This is a genomic window from Bacillus sp. FSL M8-0277 (genome assembly GCF_037975305.1).
Taxonomy (GTDB): Bacteria; Bacillota; Bacilli; order Bacillales; family Bacillaceae; genus Bacillus; species Bacillus pumilus.
On sequence record NZ_CP150255.1, the window covers coordinates 3,484,238 to 3,503,070 of the forward strand.

The 18,833-nt window shown below is 44.2% G+C and carries 18 protein-coding genes; 1 reads left to right on the plus strand and 17 read right to left on the minus strand.

The annotated features are described in order from the left end of the window. Nucleotides 1-70: 70 nt before the first annotated feature. The 6 genes from MKZ05_RS17720 to sigY form a co-directional block, all read right to left on the minus strand. Nucleotides 71-1,453 (minus strand): copper amine oxidase, encoded by a 1,383-nt coding sequence (locus MKZ05_RS17720; RefSeq protein ID WP_339160728.1) that lies wholly within the window; start codon nucleotides 1,451-1,453, stop codon nucleotides 71-73. 126 nt (nucleotides 1,454-1,579) lie between these two features. After that, nucleotides 1,580-1,693 (minus strand): hypothetical protein, encoded by a 114-nt coding sequence (locus tag MKZ05_RS17725; RefSeq protein ID WP_003214702.1) that lies wholly within the window; start codon nucleotides 1,691-1,693, stop codon nucleotides 1,580-1,582. An 83-nt stretch (nucleotides 1,694-1,776) separates the two neighbouring features. Next, entirely contained in the window at nucleotides 1,777-3,147 is a 1,371-nt protein-coding gene (gene gdhA, locus MKZ05_RS17730) for an NADP-specific glutamate dehydrogenase (protein ID WP_284907497.1), read from the minus strand. 312 nt (nucleotides 3,148-3,459) lie between these two features. Beyond that, the gene (locus MKZ05_RS17735) at nucleotides 3,460-3,672 is read right to left on the minus strand and encodes a transcriptional regulator (RefSeq protein WP_339160730.1); all 213 of its coding nucleotides are present in this window, start codon (nucleotides 3,670-3,672) and stop codon (nucleotides 3,460-3,462) included. Continuing rightward, the gene (locus MKZ05_RS17740; RefSeq protein WP_106029460.1) at nucleotides 3,669-3,980 is read right to left on the minus strand and encodes a YxlC family protein; all 312 of its coding nucleotides are present in this window, start codon (nucleotides 3,978-3,980) and stop codon (nucleotides 3,669-3,671) included. The genes MKZ05_RS17735 and MKZ05_RS17740 overlap by 4 nt, the downstream gene beginning before the upstream one ends. Next, nucleotides 3,977-4,510 carry an RNA polymerase sigma factor SigY gene (gene sigY / locus MKZ05_RS17745; protein ID WP_003214662.1) on the minus strand — a complete coding sequence of 178 codons (534 nt, stop codon included), beginning with the start codon at nucleotides 4,508-4,510 and terminating at the stop codon, nucleotides 3,977-3,979. Before sigY ends, MKZ05_RS17740 begins: the two co-directional genes overlap by 4 nt. Nucleotides 4,511-4,984: 474 nt before the next feature. Between sigY and MKZ05_RS17750 the strand changes: the two genes are divergently transcribed. Further along, on the plus strand, nucleotides 4,985-6,022 hold the full coding sequence (locus MKZ05_RS17750) for a pectate lyase (protein ID WP_034620341.1): 1,038 nt from the start codon (nucleotides 4,985-4,987) through the stop codon (nucleotides 6,020-6,022). A 57-nt stretch (nucleotides 6,023-6,079) separates the two neighbouring features. On the opposite strand, the gene cydC is transcribed toward MKZ05_RS17750, so the two are convergent. From cydC to isdE, 11 genes are all read right to left on the minus strand, one after another. Beyond that, entirely contained in the window at nucleotides 6,080-7,813 is a 1,734-nt protein-coding gene (gene cydC / locus MKZ05_RS17755) for a thiol reductant ABC exporter subunit CydC (RefSeq protein ID WP_050944538.1), read from the minus strand. Next, on the minus strand, nucleotides 7,803-9,539 hold the full coding sequence (gene cydD, locus MKZ05_RS17760; RefSeq protein WP_268459129.1) for a thiol reductant ABC exporter subunit CydD: 1,737 nt from the start codon (nucleotides 9,537-9,539) through the stop codon (nucleotides 7,803-7,805). Before cydD ends, cydC begins: the two co-directional genes overlap by 11 nt. Further along, nucleotides 9,539-10,555, minus strand: a complete 1,017-nt coding sequence (cydB, locus tag MKZ05_RS17765) for a cytochrome d ubiquinol oxidase subunit II (RefSeq protein ID WP_044140290.1) — start codon at nucleotides 10,553-10,555, stop codon at nucleotides 9,539-9,541. The genes cydD and cydB overlap by 1 nt, the downstream gene beginning before the upstream one ends. Further along, a complete protein-coding gene (locus MKZ05_RS17770; protein ID WP_003214979.1) occupies nucleotides 10,542-11,957 on the minus strand; it encodes a cytochrome ubiquinol oxidase subunit I in 1,416 nt (471 codons plus the stop codon). Before MKZ05_RS17770 ends, cydB begins: the two co-directional genes overlap by 14 nt. A 331-nt stretch (nucleotides 11,958-12,288) precedes the next feature. Further along, nucleotides 12,289-13,410, minus strand: a complete 1,122-nt coding sequence (gene isdG, locus MKZ05_RS17775; protein ID WP_106029455.1) for a heme oxygenase — start codon at nucleotides 13,408-13,410, stop codon at nucleotides 12,289-12,291. 1 nt (nucleotide 13,411) lies between these two features. Further along, nucleotides 13,412-14,425 (minus strand): iron ABC transporter permease, encoded by a 1,014-nt coding sequence (locus MKZ05_RS17780; RefSeq protein ID WP_050944543.1) that lies wholly within the window; start codon nucleotides 14,423-14,425, stop codon nucleotides 13,412-13,414. After that, nucleotides 14,422-15,360, minus strand: a complete 939-nt coding sequence (locus MKZ05_RS17785) for an ABC transporter substrate-binding protein (RefSeq protein ID WP_251190629.1) — start codon at nucleotides 15,358-15,360, stop codon at nucleotides 14,422-14,424. Before MKZ05_RS17785 ends, MKZ05_RS17780 begins: the two co-directional genes overlap by 4 nt. Before the next feature lie 18 nt (nucleotides 15,361-15,378). Beyond that, entirely contained in the window at nucleotides 15,379-16,131 is a 753-nt protein-coding gene (gene srtB / locus MKZ05_RS17790; RefSeq protein WP_339160734.1) for a class B sortase, read from the minus strand. 26 nt (nucleotides 16,132-16,157) lie between these two features. Further along, on the minus strand, nucleotides 16,158-16,928 hold the full coding sequence (locus MKZ05_RS17795; RefSeq protein ID WP_003214769.1) for an ABC transporter ATP-binding protein: 771 nt from the start codon (nucleotides 16,926-16,928) through the stop codon (nucleotides 16,158-16,160). Next, the gene (locus MKZ05_RS17800; protein ID WP_044140297.1) at nucleotides 16,915-17,901 is read right to left on the minus strand and encodes an iron ABC transporter permease; all 987 of its coding nucleotides are present in this window, start codon (nucleotides 17,899-17,901) and stop codon (nucleotides 16,915-16,917) included. The genes MKZ05_RS17795 and MKZ05_RS17800 overlap by 14 nt, the downstream gene beginning before the upstream one ends. Before the next feature lie 33 nt (nucleotides 17,902-17,934). Then, nucleotides 17,935-18,822, minus strand: a complete 888-nt coding sequence (gene isdE / locus MKZ05_RS17805) for a heme ABC transporter substrate-binding protein IsdE (protein ID WP_226804438.1) — start codon at nucleotides 18,820-18,822, stop codon at nucleotides 17,935-17,937. Nucleotides 18,823-18,833: the final 11 nt, after the last annotated feature.

Sequence of the window (18,833 nt, forward strand, 5' to 3'; positions counted from 1 at the left end):
AGTCTGCCTCCTTTGAAAGAAAGGAACGGCACGATTGTGCACGTTCCCCCCCTTTTGTTTTGATATAAGCTTAATTTGATGTCTTACGACGAATTAGGAAGAACGCACCCATTGCACCGCCTGCTAGGATCAAGCTTGCGATTAATCCCGCAAATGCTTCATATGACATACCTAAAGGACCGGCTGTGCCTCCCATACCTGTTTTCGGCATTTCGTTAGGCATGTTAGATTTGAACAGTTCAGGATGCTGATCAACAATCGCTGCTGCGACATCTTGACCGACCATGAACATATGACCGTATGCTTCTCTCACTGTTGGATAAAGCTGATCATATTCGCCATTATGGTAAGACGTATATGTTTTGATCAGCTCATCAATATGCATTTTTAAGCCAGCTTCTAAATCCGCCGCCTTTAAACGGCCATCTGTCGCTTGATCTAGAAATTTCGCTTGCTTCATCCGATATGCATCCAAGTTTTTCACAGCTTTTTCTTTCGCTTCTTTGTCTCCTGACGCATCCGCTTTGACATAATCAACTAAGTAACCAATATGGCTTGACCAAATGGATTTGAATTGTTTTCCTGCATCCTTACCATAAACAGATGCAATCGCATTAGATAAATCATTTGTATTCTCGTTCAAAGCTGCTGCTGCTTGATCAAAGTCCTTGCTACCATCATTTCCTTTTTGCATGGCAACGACCGCAAGTGCCAAATGCTCTGAGAACAAGTAGTTTAAATCTTCACGAAGATCTGCGGCTGGTGTATCGACAGATTTATGATCAAATTTCCCAGGAAATTGATCTGTGATCGCCCACGATACGCCTTTACCTACTTCAAACATATGATGAATGGATTTTCTAACAGTCTCATAGGTCGTATCAAAATCCTTTTCTGTGTAGCTGTCAAACGCTTTTAATAATTCGTTCACATGCATCTTCAAGCCTTCTTCAAGCTCACTTGCTTTCAACCTGCCGTCTGTTGCTTGATCGAGCATGTCGGCTTGTTTCATACGATATTGGTCAAGCTGCTTGACTGCTTTCTTTTTACCTGCCTCATCTTTCTTTGCGGTTGCTTGTACATAATCCACAAAGTAGCCGATATGGCTTGACCAAATGTCTTTGAATTGTTTCCCTGCTTTTTTTCCGTACACAGAAGCGATGGCTTCCGATAAGTCATTTGTGTTGTCATTTAGCGCTGCCGCTGCTTGTTTAAAATCTTTGCTGCCGTCAATTCCCTTTTGCATTGTGATGACTGCTAAGTAGGCATGCTCCGAAAATAACTGGTCTAGTGCTGCTCGAAGATCGGTTGCTTTGTTTGACACCTCTTGTGACGAAGATGTCTTCTTTGCCTCTCCATGCATATGTCCTTCGTGTGCACTTGCGCTATGGGCTGCCGGAAATAGTAATGCTGCGCTAAGCGGAATGGTTAAAATCGCTTTTTTCATGTTCATCTGTTTTTCCTCCTCTTTCCTTTTGTTATGTACTTAACGGAAAGAAGCATGAAATGGATCATTCAAATCTATCATCTTTTTTGTTTAGCGCACAATTCGGTCATGCTTGCATAAAAAAAAGCCGGATTATCCGGCTGATACGTTACGACGTTTAGATGCTTTCCGCTCTTTATATATTTTTCTCACCACTGGATAAATCACAGGTGCCCATTTAAAAATTTGTTTCAGCCATTTTTTCATTTCTCCCGCGCCTCCTTATTGTCATTCTTACAAGGAAGATTCCCCATCTTGTCATGAAATAAACAGGTGCGGGAGAGCAGGAGTTAAATCACGCCTTGTGCGATCATCGCATCTGCCACTTTGCGAAATCCTGCAATATTTGCTCCTACTATTAAGTTTCCAGAGTGTCCATATTCGTCCGCTGTCTCTGTACACTGACGATAAATCGTCTGCATCATTTGTTTCAGCTGATCATCTACTTCCTCAAATGTCCAAGACATTCTTGCACTATTTTGCGCCATTTCCAGCGCTGAGACACCTACCCCGCCTGCATTCGCCGCTTTTGCCGGCGCGAATAGAATATCATTCTGTTCAAAAACTTTGACTGCCTTTAGAGTAGAAGGCATATTCGCTCCTTCTCCTACCGCAATGACACCATTTTCCACGAGTTGCTGTGCCTGCATCTCAGATATTTCATTTTGCGTTGCACATGGAAGCGCAATGTCACAAGGAACAGACCAAATTTGTTCGCAATCTTCAATCAATTCAGCATGCGGGTGAATGTCTATGTATGCCCCAATCCGTTGATTGCTTATTTCCTTCAGCTGCTTCACTGTTTCAAGTGAAATGCCTTGTGGATCATAAATCGCTCCGCTTGAATCACTGCACGCAACGACCTTACCACCTAGCTCTATGACCTTTTCCATCGCATAAATAGACACATTCCCTGAGCCGGACACGACAACTGAACGTCCTTCAAATTGAAGTCCATGTGCTTTTAACATTTCTTCCATAAAGTACACCAATCCATAGCCTGTCGCTTCTTTTCTCGCTAAGCTGCCTCCAAATCCAGGGCTTTTCCCTGTGAGCACACCTGCTTCATAAGCACCACGCATTTTCTTGTACTGCCCAAACATATAGCCAATTTCGCGTGCCCCTACGCCAATATCACCTGCTGGCACATCTTGATCAGGTCCAATATATCGGCTGAGCTCACTCATAAAGCTTTGAACGAAACGCATGATTTCTCCATCCGATTTCCCTTTAGGATCAAAATCTGATCCACCTTTTCCTCCACCGATCGGCATACCAGTCAGTGCGTTTTTAAAGATTTGTTCAAATCCTAAAAACTTAATAATGCTTGCATTGACAGATGGGTGGAAACGAATGCCTCCTTTATAAGGACCGATGGCACTGTTGAATTGAACCCTAAATCCCCGATTAACTTGTACTTTCCCCTCATCATCTACCCATGGTACGCGAAATACCACAAGCCGCTCAGGCTCGATGAGTCGTTCTAAAATGCCTTGTTTTTCATACTCTGGATGCTTTGCAAAAACGGGAACGAGTGATTCGAGAATTTCTCTTACGGCTTGCTGAAATTCCTCCTCACCAGGATTTCGTTTTTCCACCTCTTCTAACACACGGTCGATGTAGCTTTGTGCTGTTTGTGCTGCTCGATCTAAGGTCAACATGTCTCATCTGCCTCCTTTGTATATCTTCACACATTTATCCTGTTAGATTTTCTAACGCATATTGAGATTAATTTAACACCATTTGTAAAAACTGATCAATACTGATAACAGATGAAAATGATGCCGATTTGAGATGGATCAAGCAGCCGCCGCAATCGTTTTTAGAAAGTATCCCTTACAGAATGACTATTGAGCTAGAAATCATGATTTAGACGTTATATATCCCGCACTCTTTGACAATTAGATGAACCATGAATGATTTCTAGTTGATCTTCAACAAGAAAAAAGGCCTAAAGTTTTATAGACCTCTGCTCAATCTTTTCGGATCTCCTTCTCTTTTTTTCGATCAGGGTACACGACACAAAACCAATATAAAATAGAAGACGATGGGAAGTTAATTAAACCGACAATGCCCCAAAACCACTTATAACCTCCTCTTTTTTTGGCATCCATAAATAAAAGAAGGCCCTGCGCAAATAGTAACGGCAATGCGCACAATAAGATGATCATCTCCGACTGACTCATAAGGAAGACCCTCCTTTACTATGTTGATATTCCTTGATGCCGACAATGACGCAGAGCGGCACACTCACTACTTGAAGAAGAATGAAGATGATAGGCAAATGGGTGATGGCAGCGACAAATAGTGTGAGAATGGTCAGACTGATGAGAACGTACGCCAGTACTTCTTGTTTAAAACGCCTTTTCTCTTGTTCCTTCGCCTGCTTCAGCATCATCATGACAGCCTGTTCACTTGGCTCTTTCACTTCGATTTGATCATCTAGCTGCTGTAACTCTTCCTTTAAACGTTCGGTGAACTGATCTTCCTTCATTGAGACCACTCCTTTCGAATTTTCTTTAATCCATGATGAACCCTCGACTTCACAGTGCCTTCTCTCATCCCGAGCATTGAAGCAATCTCTGGATAAGTAAAGCCATAATAATAGTGCAAAATAATCGGCGCTCTCTCCTGAGCCTTCAATTCGTTAAGAGCATCCCACATCTCATGCCATGTATGTCCCTTTTGCTGAATCTCCCATTTAAAACGGCGTATCGTCTCTTGATTCGCCTTTCCTTCCCTCAATTGTTCACGTTTTCTTTTCTTCTGGTGATCCAAAAATTGTCTAGATGCAATGGATATGAGCCATGTTGAAAATAAGGAATCTCCTCTAAAAGAAGAGAGTTTCATGTACGCTTTCAGCATCGTTTCTTGCATGATTTCTTCTGCAAGCTCTTGTTGAAGGGTGAGCTTCATTATATAACGGTAAAGAAAGGAATAATGATGGCGATAAAGAGCTGTAAATGCAGCATCATCCCCCTGCTTTGCCCGCTGAATCAATAATGTCTCTTCTGTCTGCTCCAAACACACCCCTCCTTCCTTTTTCTTCTCTTATTCATGAGACGACACGTATGACGATATCGTTCAAAATAGATTTTATTTTTTTAGCTTGTCTGCTTTTCTCCCTGTTGATCCAGTAATTGAAGCGTTAAATATCCAGTTTTTTCTTATGTAATGATTATGACATTCTTTCGGCTCTAACAAAATGATGCGTTCTGATTTTCTATCAAGCGGAGATGCTCTCCCCCATAATCACTAGGTCATCCCAATACCTATTGTCAATGATCCTTGTCTCATTTAGACGAAAATAAAATAATCATGGCCTTAGTTTTCTAGAAAATCATTGAATACACAGCGCCAATTCTTAGCCGATGATACCTTTTTGCATGCTATGCTCTTCCTACATTCCGAAAAAGGCGATACTGGCGAAGAAAGGAGGAGCAGTTGAATTGCAGCTTATTTTTGGAAACGTTTACATTAAAACAAAAATGAATGGAGATGTTGACTTTGAAGAAAAAAGTTCCAATGTTAGCTGGTGTGTTAGCGGTTGGTCTCGTGACTTCATTATTTGCACCTAATGGGGAGGCAAAGGCGGCAGTAAAGTATCCCGAAAGCCCTTCTATTATGGCCAATTTTAATCAACAAGGATTCTCCACATTAAATGGCGGTACAACAGGCGGTGAAGGCGGTAAAACCGTCACAGTCAAAACTGGAAATGAACTATTGGCTGCCCTCAAAAGTAAAGGAACAAACGAAAAATTAAAAATTGTTGTCGACGGGACGATTACCCCTTCTAATACATCTGCCAATAAAATCGATGTGAAAGATACAAACAATGTCTCAATCGTCGGCAAAGGCACAAAAGGTGAATTTAATGGAATTGGCATTAAAGTATGGCGTGCCAATAACATCATCATCCGCAACCTGAAAATCCATCACAGCAAAATAGGTGACAAGGATGCCATCGGAATCGAAGGCGCTTCTAAAAACGTATGGGTCGATCATAATGAACTGTACAATACATTAAACTCTGGTAAAGATGATTATGATGGATTATTCGATGTGAAAAATGACTCCGATTATATTACCTTCTCATGGAACTATGTTCATGACAGCTGGAAAACGATGCTCATGGGCAGCTCTGATAACGACAACTACAACCGAAAAATCACTTTCCACAACAACCGTTTCGAAAACCTGAATTCTCGTGTACCATCTATGCGCTTTGGGGAAGGACATGTCTATAACAACTATTACAAAGGCATCCTGACAACTGCAATTAACTCTCGTATGGGCGCAAAAATGAGAATTGAGCACAACGTATTTGAAAATACAAAAAATGCGATTGGCAGCTGGGACAGCCGTCAAGTCGGTACATGGCATGTCATCAACAACTCATATATTAACAGCTCAGGCAGTCTGCCAACGTCTTCTACAGGTACGTACAACCCTCCTTATAACTACTCCTTGCTTAACGTGAACAATGTCAAATCAGAAGTGGTATCAAATGCTGGTGTTGGAAAGGTAAATCCTTAAAACCACAAAACGTTCGGGCAGAAATCTCTGTCCGAACGTTCTTGTCATTTCATCTATTTATATTGTAGAAAACGGACGATCCATCTCATACAATTTTTGATAGCGCAGGTTTTCTTTCAGTAAATCCTGATGCTCCCCCTGCATCTCAATTTGTCCATCTTCAATAAACATAATGCGGTCACATGCCTCACAGCCAGTGAGATGATGGGTAATCCAAATGACCGTTTTCCCTTTTAACACATGGAAAATGGTTTCAAGCAGCTCACGCTCTGTGCGTGGGTCAAGTCCGACGGTGGGCTCATCTAATACAACAATCGGGGTGTTTTGCAGCAAAATCCGGGCTAACGCCATCCGTTGTCTTTCTCCACCTGAGAAACGAATTCCTGTCTCCTGCACACCGGTGTGATAGCCCTCTGGCAAAGATTCGATGGTATCGTGCAGCTGCACTTGTCTCGCTGCTTCTTTTACTTGCTCCTCTGTCGCATTAGGAGAGCCTAAGCGAATATTGTTTAAAACAGAGGTATCGAATAAATACGGCTGTTGATTGAGTACTGACACATAGGTGGACACGTTCTCTCGAATGCTTTCGACCGGTTTCCCTTGGATACTGACAGCTCCTTGGTTTGGCACGACAGCTCCTTCTAACAACTTCAAAATAGTCGATTTTCCTGCACCGCTTTTTCCTAAGAGAGCAAGTGATTCTCCTTGCTTCAATGAAAATGACAGGTGCTTTAGCACGTGTTGGTGCAAATCATACCCAAAGGACACTTGATCAAAAGAAACAGCTTCATCTTGAGAAACAGCTGACTGATCCACTATCTTGCGATCAGATTCTCCTTCATACGAAAGCTTTTCATAATGATGTAATCTGCTGACAGCATGCTGATAGACTGGAATATCACCAGCTGCATCTGAGAGTGGAAGAAAGGCTTCTGTTAACGGAAATAGCACAAGCACGAAGGCTGCAATCAGGGTGTGTGACATCGAGCCTGACTGAACGACGGAACCGCTCCAATACACGACAAGCACGACAGCTCCTCCAATGATAAGCTGTGCAAAAAACTGGCGCAGACGGATAAATCGATGCTTAGCTGCTTCAAGCGCTAACAGCTGCGCTTCTTTCTGTTCATATTCATCAACAAAATCTTTCTGCCTACCGCTAAACAACCAGTCACTCACGCCCATGACGGCATCTGTTAAATGGCTGTACAGTTCATTTCTGCCTTTTTTCATTTGAATTTGTCTCGCCCGGTTCACTAGCACTGTGACGTATGGGAAAACAAATACGAGAAGTGCCATATAAAGCAGCATCAAGCCAGCAAAAGGCCACGAGAATAGGCCAAGTGCCCCAATCGATGCGGCATATAAAAGCAGCGCACCGATAGATGGAAAGATGGTTTTTAAATAGGCATCCTGCAGTCTCTCAACATCATCTGACAAGAGCCCCAGCATTTCACCTGTACCCAGCTTTGTCTGTTTCGCACTTCGTTCAGCCATGTCATATAGGCGGACACGCATTTTTTCAATCATGGTCAAAATGAGCTGGTGGCTCGCCAATCTTTCTGCATAGCGGGCAGCTGAGCGCGAAATACCAAAGGTACGGACAGCTACAATTGGGACGTAGACCATAAGTATATTCTCAGGTCTTGTGGCAGCTTTTGAAATGAGAAATCCTGACGTATACATCAGCATAGAAGCAGAGAATACTGCAATTGCCCCTAGAAATAAAACCAGCGCAAACAGCTTTTGATTCTCCTTGATATAAGGTATAAACCAGCCTTTACTTACCATGTGTGACCGCCCCCATTTGCTCCTGTACCAATTGATAATACACGCCTTTTCTTTGCATCAATGATTCATGTGTACCCATTTCCGCAATCGTTCCTTGATCCATGACAATGATCTCATCCATGTCTGGCATCCAATGAAGCCTATGTGTCGCTAAGAACACAAGTTTATCTTCAAACAGCGGAAGCATTGTTTTCTTCAATTCATACTCTGTCTCAATATCGAGATGTGCTGTTGGTTCATCTAACAGCATAATGGACCGCTTGCCCAGCACCGTTCGCGCAAGCGCAATTCTTTGTGCCTGTCCGCCGCTTAGCCCTCTTCCCTGTTCTCCAATGACCTCATCGAGACCATTTGGCAGCTGCCCCACGAGCTGAGATAAGCCAGCTTCACTGGCAGCTCTTTCCACTTCTTCATCTGTTGCATGCGGTTCATAAAAACGAATGTTTTCTCTTAATGTCATGTGAAATAAATAAGGGTGCTGCGGCATATAGACGACTTCCTTTTGCCATTCCTTCATCTGTAAATGAACAAGCGGCTGGCCGTTTAGTGTGATTTGACCTGAGGTCGGTTCAACAAAGCCGCCGAGCACATCGGTTAATGTCGATTTCCCTGAACCACTGGCACCAATGATTCCGATTTTCTTCTTCCCTTTCACAGTGAGATCTACATCCTGAATCGAATAAGGGGCATGTTCGTCATGCTGGACACTCACATCTTGCAGGGTGAGCGCAGACTGTTCATTCCACTCGTTCAACTGCACTGATTGTGTTTCCTGCGCGCGGAAGCCCTTTTCTTCTAAAATGACCTGCATCGCCTCATTCGCTTCTTTTCCATTTAGCGTGGCATGATAATCATTTCCCACTTCACGTACTGGCAGGAAATATTCCGGTGCCAGCATGAGCGCCGTCAAAGCCGGCAATAACAGAAGCTCTCCTTCAATTAATCGCAAGCCGAGAAAGACAGCGACGGTTGCAATCGACAGCATGGAAAAGAAATCAAGCGCAAATGATGAAAGAAATGCGACCTTCAGCGTGCTCATGGTCGCCTTTCGATATCGCTTTGACACTTCCCCGATATTGCGGGAATGTTTTTTGCTAATCCCTAAATAACGAAGCGTTTCAAGGCCGCGGAGAGAATCAGTAAAATGATTGGATAATTTCTCATACGATCTCCATTGTTTGGCCGCTTTACGCTGAGCGACAAGACCTAGCAAAATCATAAAGATAATTAAAATCGGCAGCGTCACGATTAAAATGACGGCAGATGTTTCGTCTAATGTCCAAACATAGATGAGGACCATTGCCGGTATCACAGCCATGTTCACCATCTTCGGTAAAAATAGCTGTAAATACTGACGATATTGAGCAATTCCCTCCATCGCTAATGTGACAAGCTTTCCTGTACCCTTTTTCTTTGTAAAAGCTGGACCTAAACGAAAGAGTTGGTCTAACAGCTGTTTTCTGACGTCTGCTCCAATTCGGGAAGAGTAGGTAAACATGACCTTCTCCCGAATCAAGGTGAGACCGTGCCGCACCAGAAAGGCAGCAAGAAACAGCAGGACATAAGGCGTTGCCTGCGAAAGGCTTTTCCCGTCAAACAGCGTAGTAATGGCATGTGCCAGCCACTGTGCTTGGAAAATAATACTTGCTCCTTGGATGAGTGACACAATACCTAAGAGGGCAAGAAGCCCTCTCATTCCTTTTAATTGAAGCAAACGTTTATCCATTAGTAGGTCATTGGCTCCTTACCGCTTACACGTTTACGGAAGACGTAATAGCTCCAAATTTGATACCCAAGCACAAAGGGCAGCAAAGAAATGGCAACAATCGTCATCACCGTCAGTGAATAAGATCCAGATGCAGCGTTTTGAATGGTCAGATCAAACGTATGGTTGATTGAGCTAATCATGACGCGCGGGAACAATGCAGTGAACAGCATCGTCACTGTCACCATGATGCCCGCACCTGTGAATAGGAATGTCCAGCCATCACGTTCTTTTTTCATAAAGAATAGCGCCGCTACGTAACAAACCACAATGAGGACAGTTAACGGAATGGTGATGATCGGGCGTACCGTATAAATGTCTGTTTCCATGATAGATACACCAACAAATAGGACAAGAACTGGCAGCGCAATAAGCAGGACACGCTTGCCAAGCTTTCTCGCACGATCTCTTAAATCACCCTCTGTACGAAGTGTGACGAAAATCAATCCGTGCAGAAGGCAAAGAACCGTCACAGCTAACCCGCCAATCACTGAATAAAGATTCACAAAATCCGTAAAACCAGCGTACATGTTCATGTCTTGATCAATTGGCATCCCGCGTAAAATACTTGTGAATAGCACACCGAGTAAAAACGGCGGCAACAGACTGCCAAAGAAAATCACCCAGTCCCATGCTTTGATCCAAGAGGCTTTCTCAACCTTCCCTCGGAATTCAAAGGCGACTCCGCGCCCGATGAGTGCTAAGAGGAGAACCGCAAACGGTATATAGTATCCACTGAACATCGTGGCATACCAGTTAGGGAAAGCAGCGAAAATAGCGCCCCCAGCTGTAATCAGCCAGACCTCATTCGCATCCCAGAAAGGACCAATCGTGTTAATTAAAATGCGGCGTTCGTGCGCATCCTTTCCAAGCAGCTGCATGGACATCCCAACACCAAAATCAAATCCTTCTAAGAAGAAAAATCCAACAAACAATACTGCGACAAGAATAAACCAAATCTCGTTAAGATATGCCATGATATGCGCCTCCATCAAATGGATCTGTAGACAGGTCCGTTTCATCCTTTTGATCTGTATCCTCTTCCGAATGTGCACCTTTTTTAATTTCTCGAATGAATAGGTAGGCAAGCAAGATGGCAAGAATCAGATACATCGTCGTAAAGCTAATGACTGAGAATAACAGCATGCCGTACGATACGTTTGGTGAAATCGATTGAGCCGTCGTCATCATACCAAAGACCGTCCACGGCTGACGCCCAATTTCAGTCATGATCCAGCCAGCTGAGTTCGCAATAAATGGGAAGGCAATCATCCCTACCATGAAGCGTAAAAACCATTTGTTCGTTTCGAGTTTCTTTCTAAAGCTCAAGTACAAGCCAATCATACTGGCAAAAATCATCAGCATGCCGGCACCAACCATGATTCTAAAGCTCCAGAAGGTTGTTTTTACTGGCGGAATGTAGTCTCCAGGACCAAACTTTGCTTCATATTCTTTTTGAAGGGTCAGCATGCCTGGCACATCTCCACTAAACTTCGAATAAGCCAAGTAACTTAAAGCAAACGGAATATTGATCTCCGCAGAGTTTTCTTTTTTATCTGTATCAATATTGGCAAATAGTGTCCAAGCCGCTGGATCTCCACTATCCTTCCAAAGGGCTTCACTTGCTGCCATCTTCATTGGCTGTGATTCCATTAAGTGCTTCGCTTGATCATGTCCAGAGAATGCCACACCTAAACCAGAAATTAAAGCGAGAACCATGGCAATCTGGAATGATTTTTTGAAAAAGGCGATTTCTTGTTTTTTGATCATTTTATAGGCACTAACTCCTGCAATAAAGAATGCACCTGTAGCCAGCGCACCAAACAGAACGTGCGGGAATTCAACCCAAAGCTGCGGGTTCGTTACAAGAGCGCCAAAGTCATTCATTTCTGCACGGCCATTTTTAATGACAAATCCAACTGGCTCTTGCATAAATGAGTTGGCGAGTAAAATCCAAAACGCCGAAAAGATCGTACCAAGGGAAACAAGCCAAATACACAATAAATGAATCTTCTTCGGCAGACGATCCCAGCCGAATATCCAAAGTCCAATAAATGTAGATTCAAGGAAAAAGGCGAGCAGTGCTTCAATGGCAAGCGGTGCACCGAATACATCACCGACAAACCTTGAATAATCTGACCAGTTCATCCCAAACTGGAATTCCTGGAGAATCCCTGTCACCACACCTACTGCAAAATTGAGTAAGAATAGATGACCCCAAAACTTCGCCATCTTTTTATAAATCTCTTTTTTCTTGACGACATAAAGGGTCTGCATCAATGCAACGATAAACACCAAACCTATTGACATAGGAACAAAAATAAAATGAAATAATGTCGTTGAAGCAAATTGAAATCTTGCTAAAAACAGCTCACTCACAGCCTTACATCCTCCCTTACTTTCACATGCCGAATGATTCGAAATGTCTATGCTCACCATTTCACAAAATGTTCACTATTTGTTCAATGGTTCACAAACAATAGCCTGTTTGAAATGGTTTACTCGGTGAAATTTTACTCTTGCTTTTCATTCGGTTAGTTATTTATACCTGTACTTTACACCCATACGCTTCAAAAATAAAGTAAATTTTACCTAAAAATTGGGAGGTATTGTGTCAGTTGTTTGAATACTTTGTCAAAGATATGTGACAGAAAGTAAAAAAACGTAAAAAAATAGCGCTGCACGTGAGTTGCAGCGCTGTGTTTCTTTTTTAGGCTTTTTTCTGTAAAGCTGGTCTAGTGACTTGCACTTCATAGTACGTAATTTTGTTTTTTAATAGACCTTCAGGTTTCGCTTTTCCATGAGCGTGCGCATCACCAAATGCCTGAGATTTTGTCCAATTCACAAAGTCTTCTTTTCGATTCCAGCGTGTATGAATGGTCACTTCATCGTAATCGGTTGTCTGCTGTGTGACCCATACTTCCATGCCTAAAAATCCTTCCATGAATTCTACTTGTCCCTGCTTGTTGAAACGCTTGACGAGGTGGTCGGCACTGCCTTTTTCTACTCTTACCTGGTTGTTGACAATGATCATGTTTTGTTCATCTCCCTTTTGTTGTTGGATCGAAGCGATTGGAATAATCAGCGGGTGCTCACCGTCTAAGTGAACTTCAGCCTGAATCCCAAAGACCTCTTTGAAAAAGCTTTCTGTTAATACTTCTTTTGGTGTCCCTATTTGATAAATCTGACCACGTTTCATCGCAATAAGGCGGTCACAATATTTTGCTGCCTGCTGCAGGTCGTGAAGAACCATTAAAATGGTGATTCCATGCGTCTTATTCAGCTGTTTGAGCAGCTCTAGTAAATCAAGCTGATGCGCAATATCTAAGTAAGTTGTCGGCTCATCCAGAATAATCGTCTCTGTCTTCTGAGCGAGCGCCATCGCAATATACGCTTTTTGCCTTTCTCCACCAGACAATGTATGCAGCATTCTATTTTCATTGATCCGGCTATTGGTCACATCAAGCGCCCACTCAATCGCTTCTTGATCTGTCTTCGAGCTTTTTTTCCAGATCGAACGATGCGGACTGCGTCCAAGTGCGACCAGCTCCCGTACGGTCATAGATGGAATGGCTGTTCTCGACTGCATGAGAACGGCGATTTCCTTTGCAATCTCCTGAGCCGTCATCTCTTTTTGCGGTATATCGTGAATGTATATCGTGCCGCTTTCGATTGACGTAAGACGTGCGGCTGCTTTAATAAAAGTCGACTTCCCTGATCCATTCGGTCCAATAATTCCTGTCACGCTTCCTTTAGGAACAGCTGCTGAAATTGATGACAGCTGAAAGCCTCCTTGACTGAGACTCACGTCATCCATAGCGATCACATCCAACTTAACCCCTCCCTTTCTTTTTTAATAAATAGAGGAAGAAAGGTGCACCGATGCAGGCAAGCAGGATACCGACAGGCAGTTCAACTGGCGTAAACCATACCCTTGCGGCTGTATCTGCAAAAACCACAAGCACGCCTCCGCCCAGCATCGAGATTGGCAGCAGATACCGGTAGTCATCTCCAATTAAAAGACGGATAAAATGAGGAACGACTAGTCCGACAAATCCAATTAAGCCGCTCACACTTACTGCTGCACCAGCTAAAAGTGCCGCCAGTGCAATTAAGAAAAACCGGGTGCGCTCTACTCTGAGACCGAGCAGCTGAGCCGATTCATCGCCAAGCAAAAGAAGATTTGCCGGCTTGATGGCAAAAAAACAAAGGCACAACCCAGCAAGCGCATAGGGCGACACGAAGGTTAGATGATGCCAGCTCCGTCCATTTAATCCTCCTGATAAAAAGGGCAGAACAGCCTGCACACGCTCACTATAAAGCACCATAAACCCATTCATCACCGCCCCAAGTAGGGCATTGACTGCCACTCCCGCCAAAATCAGCTTCAGCGGTGAAACCCCTTGATCAAATGAGAGCATATACACCACAAGTGCCGCTAATAAAGCGCCAAGGAAAGCAGCGGCTGGCAGCAAATACGTGAATTGTGGAAACACAATCATGCTAAGCACAGCAGCCAATCCGCCGCCAGCCGTCACACCGATGATGCCAGGGTCAGCGAGTGGATTTCGGACGACTCCTTGTAAAATCGCCCCTGATGCTGCGAGACAGGCCCCAACGATGAAACCGATGAGAACGCGCGGTAGGCGTAAATCCATCACAATTTTCTCATGAACAGGCTGACCTGATCCCGTCAAAGCAGCGAGTAAATCTTGCAGTGATAATTGAACAGAACCTAATGCAAGCCCTAGGCATGCGCCTACAACTAACGAGATGAATAGTCCGGGTATCAGCCATCTTCGCCTCGACTGTCTTTTTTGAAAATCTAATTCTGCATTCATTTTCATGATGACAATCGCTTCAATCTTTTCTCTAGCTCATCAATCGCTCTCATCACGTCTGCGCCTGGATTCGTCCCAAATAGATCACTAGGCAGAATCTCGACGTGTCCATGTTTGACAGCTGATACATCGTGCCATGCGGCATTCTGTTTCATTTCACTCATAAAGCCCGCTTTCACATCTTCAGGATTGCTGTGGGTCATAAGCAGGATAAGATCAGGATCAGCTTCGATGACCTTTTCTGCATTGATTTGAGCGTATTGAGGGAATTTCTCGAGTGCTGGTTCATTCTCAGCAATGTTCGTCCCTCCAGCGATGTGCAGTAAATCTCCGCTTAAGGATTGAGGAAGTGCCGCCATATATGTGCCAGGTGCCCCGTATACAACGAGTGTCTTCACTTTTTTCTGAGGCTGTTTGACCTGCTTTTTCCGCTGATCGATTTGCTTGTTAAGCGCTTTTGCCTTTTGCTGCTTCCCTAGCAAATCTCCGAATAACGTAATTTGGCGCTGGATGTCCTTCACTGAATTGGCACTTGTCAAAAGAAGCTGTGAACCAATTCCTTCTATTGTAGAGATGTCCTTGCTGTTTAATTGTTCATTCCCAAGTACAACATCGGGCTTTAAGCTTGTGATGAGCTCTACATCAAATTGATGTGTGGTACCAATTGTTTGGACTGATGTAGCCTGTTGTAAGCTCTCTGGTAATTCGGCGGCCGGACGACCGACCACCTCACCGCCTAAGGCATATAGGATGCTCATGTCTCCAGTCGATAATGAGACAATACGCTGAGGGGAGTCCTCAAACGACAGCGTTCTGCCGGCAAAGTCCTTTATCTTCAGCGCACCTTGACCGCTCCCTTTCTCTACAGGTGCTGCCTGACTGCATCCGCCGAGGAGAAGCATCGAGACAAGTCCCACGAAGATCACATGTGAAAATTTCAACCGTCTGTCTCTCCTTTTCTAGTAAACTTTCTTTAGCTTTGCCTGTACCACGAGACGCCCGTTTTTCGGTGCAAGCACATGATCACAGGTCGATAGAGTGAGAATGAGGTCATCTGTGGACACGTCTGTTTTCGTTTGGTAGATTGATTTTTTCCGCACAGCTTGCAAGTAGTGCGCATATTCGCCAAGATCTCGAAAATCGGTTTGAATATAATCGAAGTCCACCGTTGTTTCATACACGGCAAAAATCTCCGCTTCATAGCTTTGATACAGCGTATCGTACTGAAATGTCCGATGCTCATCGAAGAAATCCTTTTTTAAATAGTTTGTGAGTCCAGCGAACATGGACCCATCCCTCATCCGATGTCCGTACACCACAGTATTCGAGCTTTCATGCAAGACGTCATTGCGATAATCCATAAAAATACTGCCTGCCCGGGTGTCGTTTTTTAAGTAATTACGGGTTAAGTAGAACGCATTATCGCGAGATTGGACGATTGGGTACTGAATCATCGTGTCCTTCATATTGATCCAGCCGACAATGTCATCGTTTACCTTCCGCAGTTCATCAAATGACGTACGAATGGTTCCCGGCCCCCGGCTTTCATTCATTCCTTGCTCATGTCCATACATCGTCTGAGCCTTTGCAAGCACCTGACGATTTTGATAATAGCCGAACAGCTCTAAGCCAATGGCTGACCCGCTATAAATGAATACACCTAAACAGACGATCGTCAGCATCCGCTGCCAGACCCGTTTTCCTCTTTTCACACTGTCTCACCTGCTTTTTGCACAGCTTATATACCAACAGGCACGATATACATCCCTGTTTCTGCATCCTGTTTAATCGTGACGGACACATCATAAATGTGCCGCACATTTTCTTCTGTTAACACATCATTTGGCTGTCCTTCACTCATAATCCGGCCATTCTTCATCGCAATGATGACATCGCTGTAGCGGACAGCCTGATTCATGTCGTGTAGCACCATAACGATTGTTAGTCCATGTACGACATTGAGCTCACGGATCAGCTCAAGAATGTCAAATTGATAATAGATATCCAAATAGGTTGTCGGTTCATCTAAGAAAAGGATCGACGTTTTTTGCGCAAGTGCCATCGCAATCCATACTCGCTGCCGCTCACCGCCTGACAGTGAGGCGAGCGGCACCTTTCGTTTTTCCGTTAGCTTTGTACTGGAAAGCGCCCACTCTATCGCTCTCTCATCCTCTTCCTTGTCTCCTCCGCGCATCGTCTGGTACGGCGTTCTGCCGAATGCCACGACCCTCTCGATCGTTAAATCAAGCGGCGCTTCATTTTGCTGATGGACGACAGCCAGCTTTTTTGCCAGCTCCTTTGGCTTAAATGCATTCAGTGCTTGGCCGTCTAAGTGAATTTGCCCTTTGTTTGGCGCATGGTTATTCGCCATCAATGAAAGCAGTGTAGATTTCCCTGAGCCATTCGGACCGATAATGGTTGTGATTTTCCCCTTTTCAATGTGTGTTGTGACCGATTGAACGATGTCCTTCTGCTGGTCATATGAGAATGACACCTCACGAATGTCCATGGAGACGGTCCCCCCTTCTTAGTAAAAAGATCAGAAATGGCCCGCCAATCACGGCCATGATCGTAGAAGCAGGAATTTCATTTGGCGCGACAAGCGTCCTGCCGAGCGTATCAGCCGTCAGAATCAGCAAAGCCCCGCTTAACGCAGAAAATGGAATGAGTACCCGGTGATCCGAGCCGACAAGTCTTCTTGAAATGTGTGGGATAAGCAAACCGACAAACGCAATCACGCCTGCGACTGCTGCTGTCACCGCCGCAAGCAATACAGCTGTGATGGAAATCAAAAGGCGCATTCTGGTCACACGCAATCCTAAATTTTTCGCTGTCTTGTCCTGAAGAGCCAAGAGGTTACACCATCTGCTAAAGAAAAGGGCTACGACAAGGCCGACGACGCCATAGACTCCGATTAAGCGAACATCTCCCCACGTTTTCATCGTGAGATTCGACTGTCCTGACTGATTGATCGTGATATTGAAATAGCTGCAAATGGTCACAAATGCTTCAGCCATTCCAGTAAACATGGCATTGATGGCGATCCCAACCAAAATCATACGGATGGGGCTTAATCCACCCTTCCAAGACAGAACATACACGAGGAAACACGCAATGGCTCCACCTAACACCGAAAATAAAGGAGAGTAGAAATAAAATTGAGGAAGTGCTGTTATTGCCATTAAAGAAAAGAAGCTGGCTCCTGATGAAATCCCAATGACGCCGGCATCAGCTAATGGATTCCTCATGACCGACTGCAGCAGTACACCGGAGACAGATAAAGCAGCCCCTGTAAACATGGCAATGAGCATGCGAGGAATTCTGAGATCTTTAATGATTTCTACCTGTGCATGTTGACCGGTGATGAGCCCTTCCAATAATTCAATCGGGGTGACATGAATGCTCCCCGTAATGGCGGAATAAATAAACACGCACACCAGTAAGACACTGACTGTCAGAAATAAAATCCCTGTTTTTTTCATCTTAAACGTCCTTTTATCATTCAAATTCGCCGCTTATGACGGATACAGCATACGCGTTAGTTCATCTAGTGCTTCTGCTGCCTTTAAATTGCCCGTTGTCCCGAATAAGCTTTCTTCGAGGTCATACACCCGGTCTTGCTTGACTGCATGAAAATGCTTCCAAATGTCATTTGTTTTAAATTCTTGATCAAACATGCGGACGACTTCATCTGGCATCCCATGTGCGGCCCGGAGGATGATATCTGGATTGGCTTTTTGTAAATACTCCGTATTGGAAGCCAAATACTCCATCTTCTCGCCTTTGACAATGTTCTCTCCGCCTGCGATCCGCACAAGATCACCAATATATGAATGCTCTGTCGCCACCAAATAACTGCCTGGTACACCAAGCAAAATCAGAACGGATGGCTTTCGTTTTCCCTTCGTCTTCTCTTGTATGTCTTTCTTTTTTTGCTCAAAGTCAGACACAATGCGCTCGGCTTGTTTCTTTCTGTCATACTGAGCTCCAAGCTTCGTAATCGCCTTCTCCATGTTAGCCATGCTCTCGAGATTTAAGTATGTGGCAGGGACACCTGCTTGTTGAAAGGGTGTCTCTAAATCATATTGAAGGGTTGTAACGGACAGGACATCTGTCGGTTGAAGTGATTGGATGATTTCCATGTCTGGGCTCATTGGATTGCCGACTTCTGGCAGTCCTTTATAACGAGCTGGCAAGGATTTTTGGCTTGTTGGCACCCCAACAAGATCGATCTCTAAGGCATCCATGATCTCCACAGCAGCTACAGTTGTTGCCACAATGCGCGCATTTGAATCTGCGCTTTTTTTGCCTTTTGCTGAGCTTTCAGCTGACTGTGAGCAGCCCGATAAGATCACGCACACACTAAGGGCAGCGATCAAGGTACATAACATTCGATGCTTCAAAAACAGAAGCC

What these genes read in the sequence shown, in the direction of transcription:
- MKZ05_RS17735 (WP_339160730.1), bottom strand. Translation starts at nt 3,672, where the DNA reads ATGAGTCAGTCGGAGATGATCATCTTATTGTGCGCATTGCCGTTACTA.
- cydB (WP_044140290.1), bottom strand. Translation starts at nt 10,555, where the DNA reads ATGGCATATCTTAACGAGATTTGGTTTATTCTTGTCGCAGTATTGTTT.
- MKZ05_RS17740 (WP_106029460.1), bottom strand. Translation starts at nt 3,980, where the DNA reads ATGAAGGAAGATCAGTTCACCGAACGTTTAAAGGAAGAGTTACAGCAG.
- MKZ05_RS17780 (WP_050944543.1), bottom strand. Translation starts at nt 14,425, where the DNA reads ATGAAAATGAATGCAGAATTAGATTTTCAAAAAAGACAGTCGAGGCGA.
- MKZ05_RS17750 (WP_034620341.1), top strand. Translation starts at nt 4,985, where the DNA reads ATGTTGACTTTGAAGAAAAAAGTTCCAATGTTAGCTGGTGTGTTAGCG.
- MKZ05_RS17720 (WP_339160728.1), bottom strand. Translation starts at nt 1,453, where the DNA reads ATGAACATGAAAAAAGCGATTTTAACCATTCCGCTTAGCGCAGCATTA.
- MKZ05_RS17725 (WP_003214702.1), bottom strand. Translation starts at nt 1,693, where the DNA reads ATGAAAAAATGGCTGAAACAAATTTTTAAATGGGCACCTGTGATTTAT.
- MKZ05_RS17795 (WP_003214769.1), bottom strand. Translation starts at nt 16,928, where the DNA reads ATGGACATTCGTGAGGTGTCATTCTCATATGACCAGCAGAAGGACATC.
- gdhA (WP_284907497.1), bottom strand. Translation starts at nt 3,147, where the DNA reads ATGTTGACCTTAGATCGAGCAGCACAAACAGCACAAAGCTACATCGAC.
- cydC (WP_050944538.1), bottom strand. Translation starts at nt 7,813, where the DNA reads ATGGTAAGTAAAGGCTGGTTTATACCTTATATCAAGGAGAATCAAAAG.
- cydD (WP_268459129.1), bottom strand. Translation starts at nt 9,539, where the DNA reads ATGGATAAACGTTTGCTTCAATTAAAAGGAATGAGAGGGCTTCTTGCC.
- MKZ05_RS17800 (WP_044140297.1), bottom strand. Translation starts at nt 17,901, where the DNA reads ATGAAAAAAACAGGGATTTTATTTCTGACAGTCAGTGTCTTACTGGTG.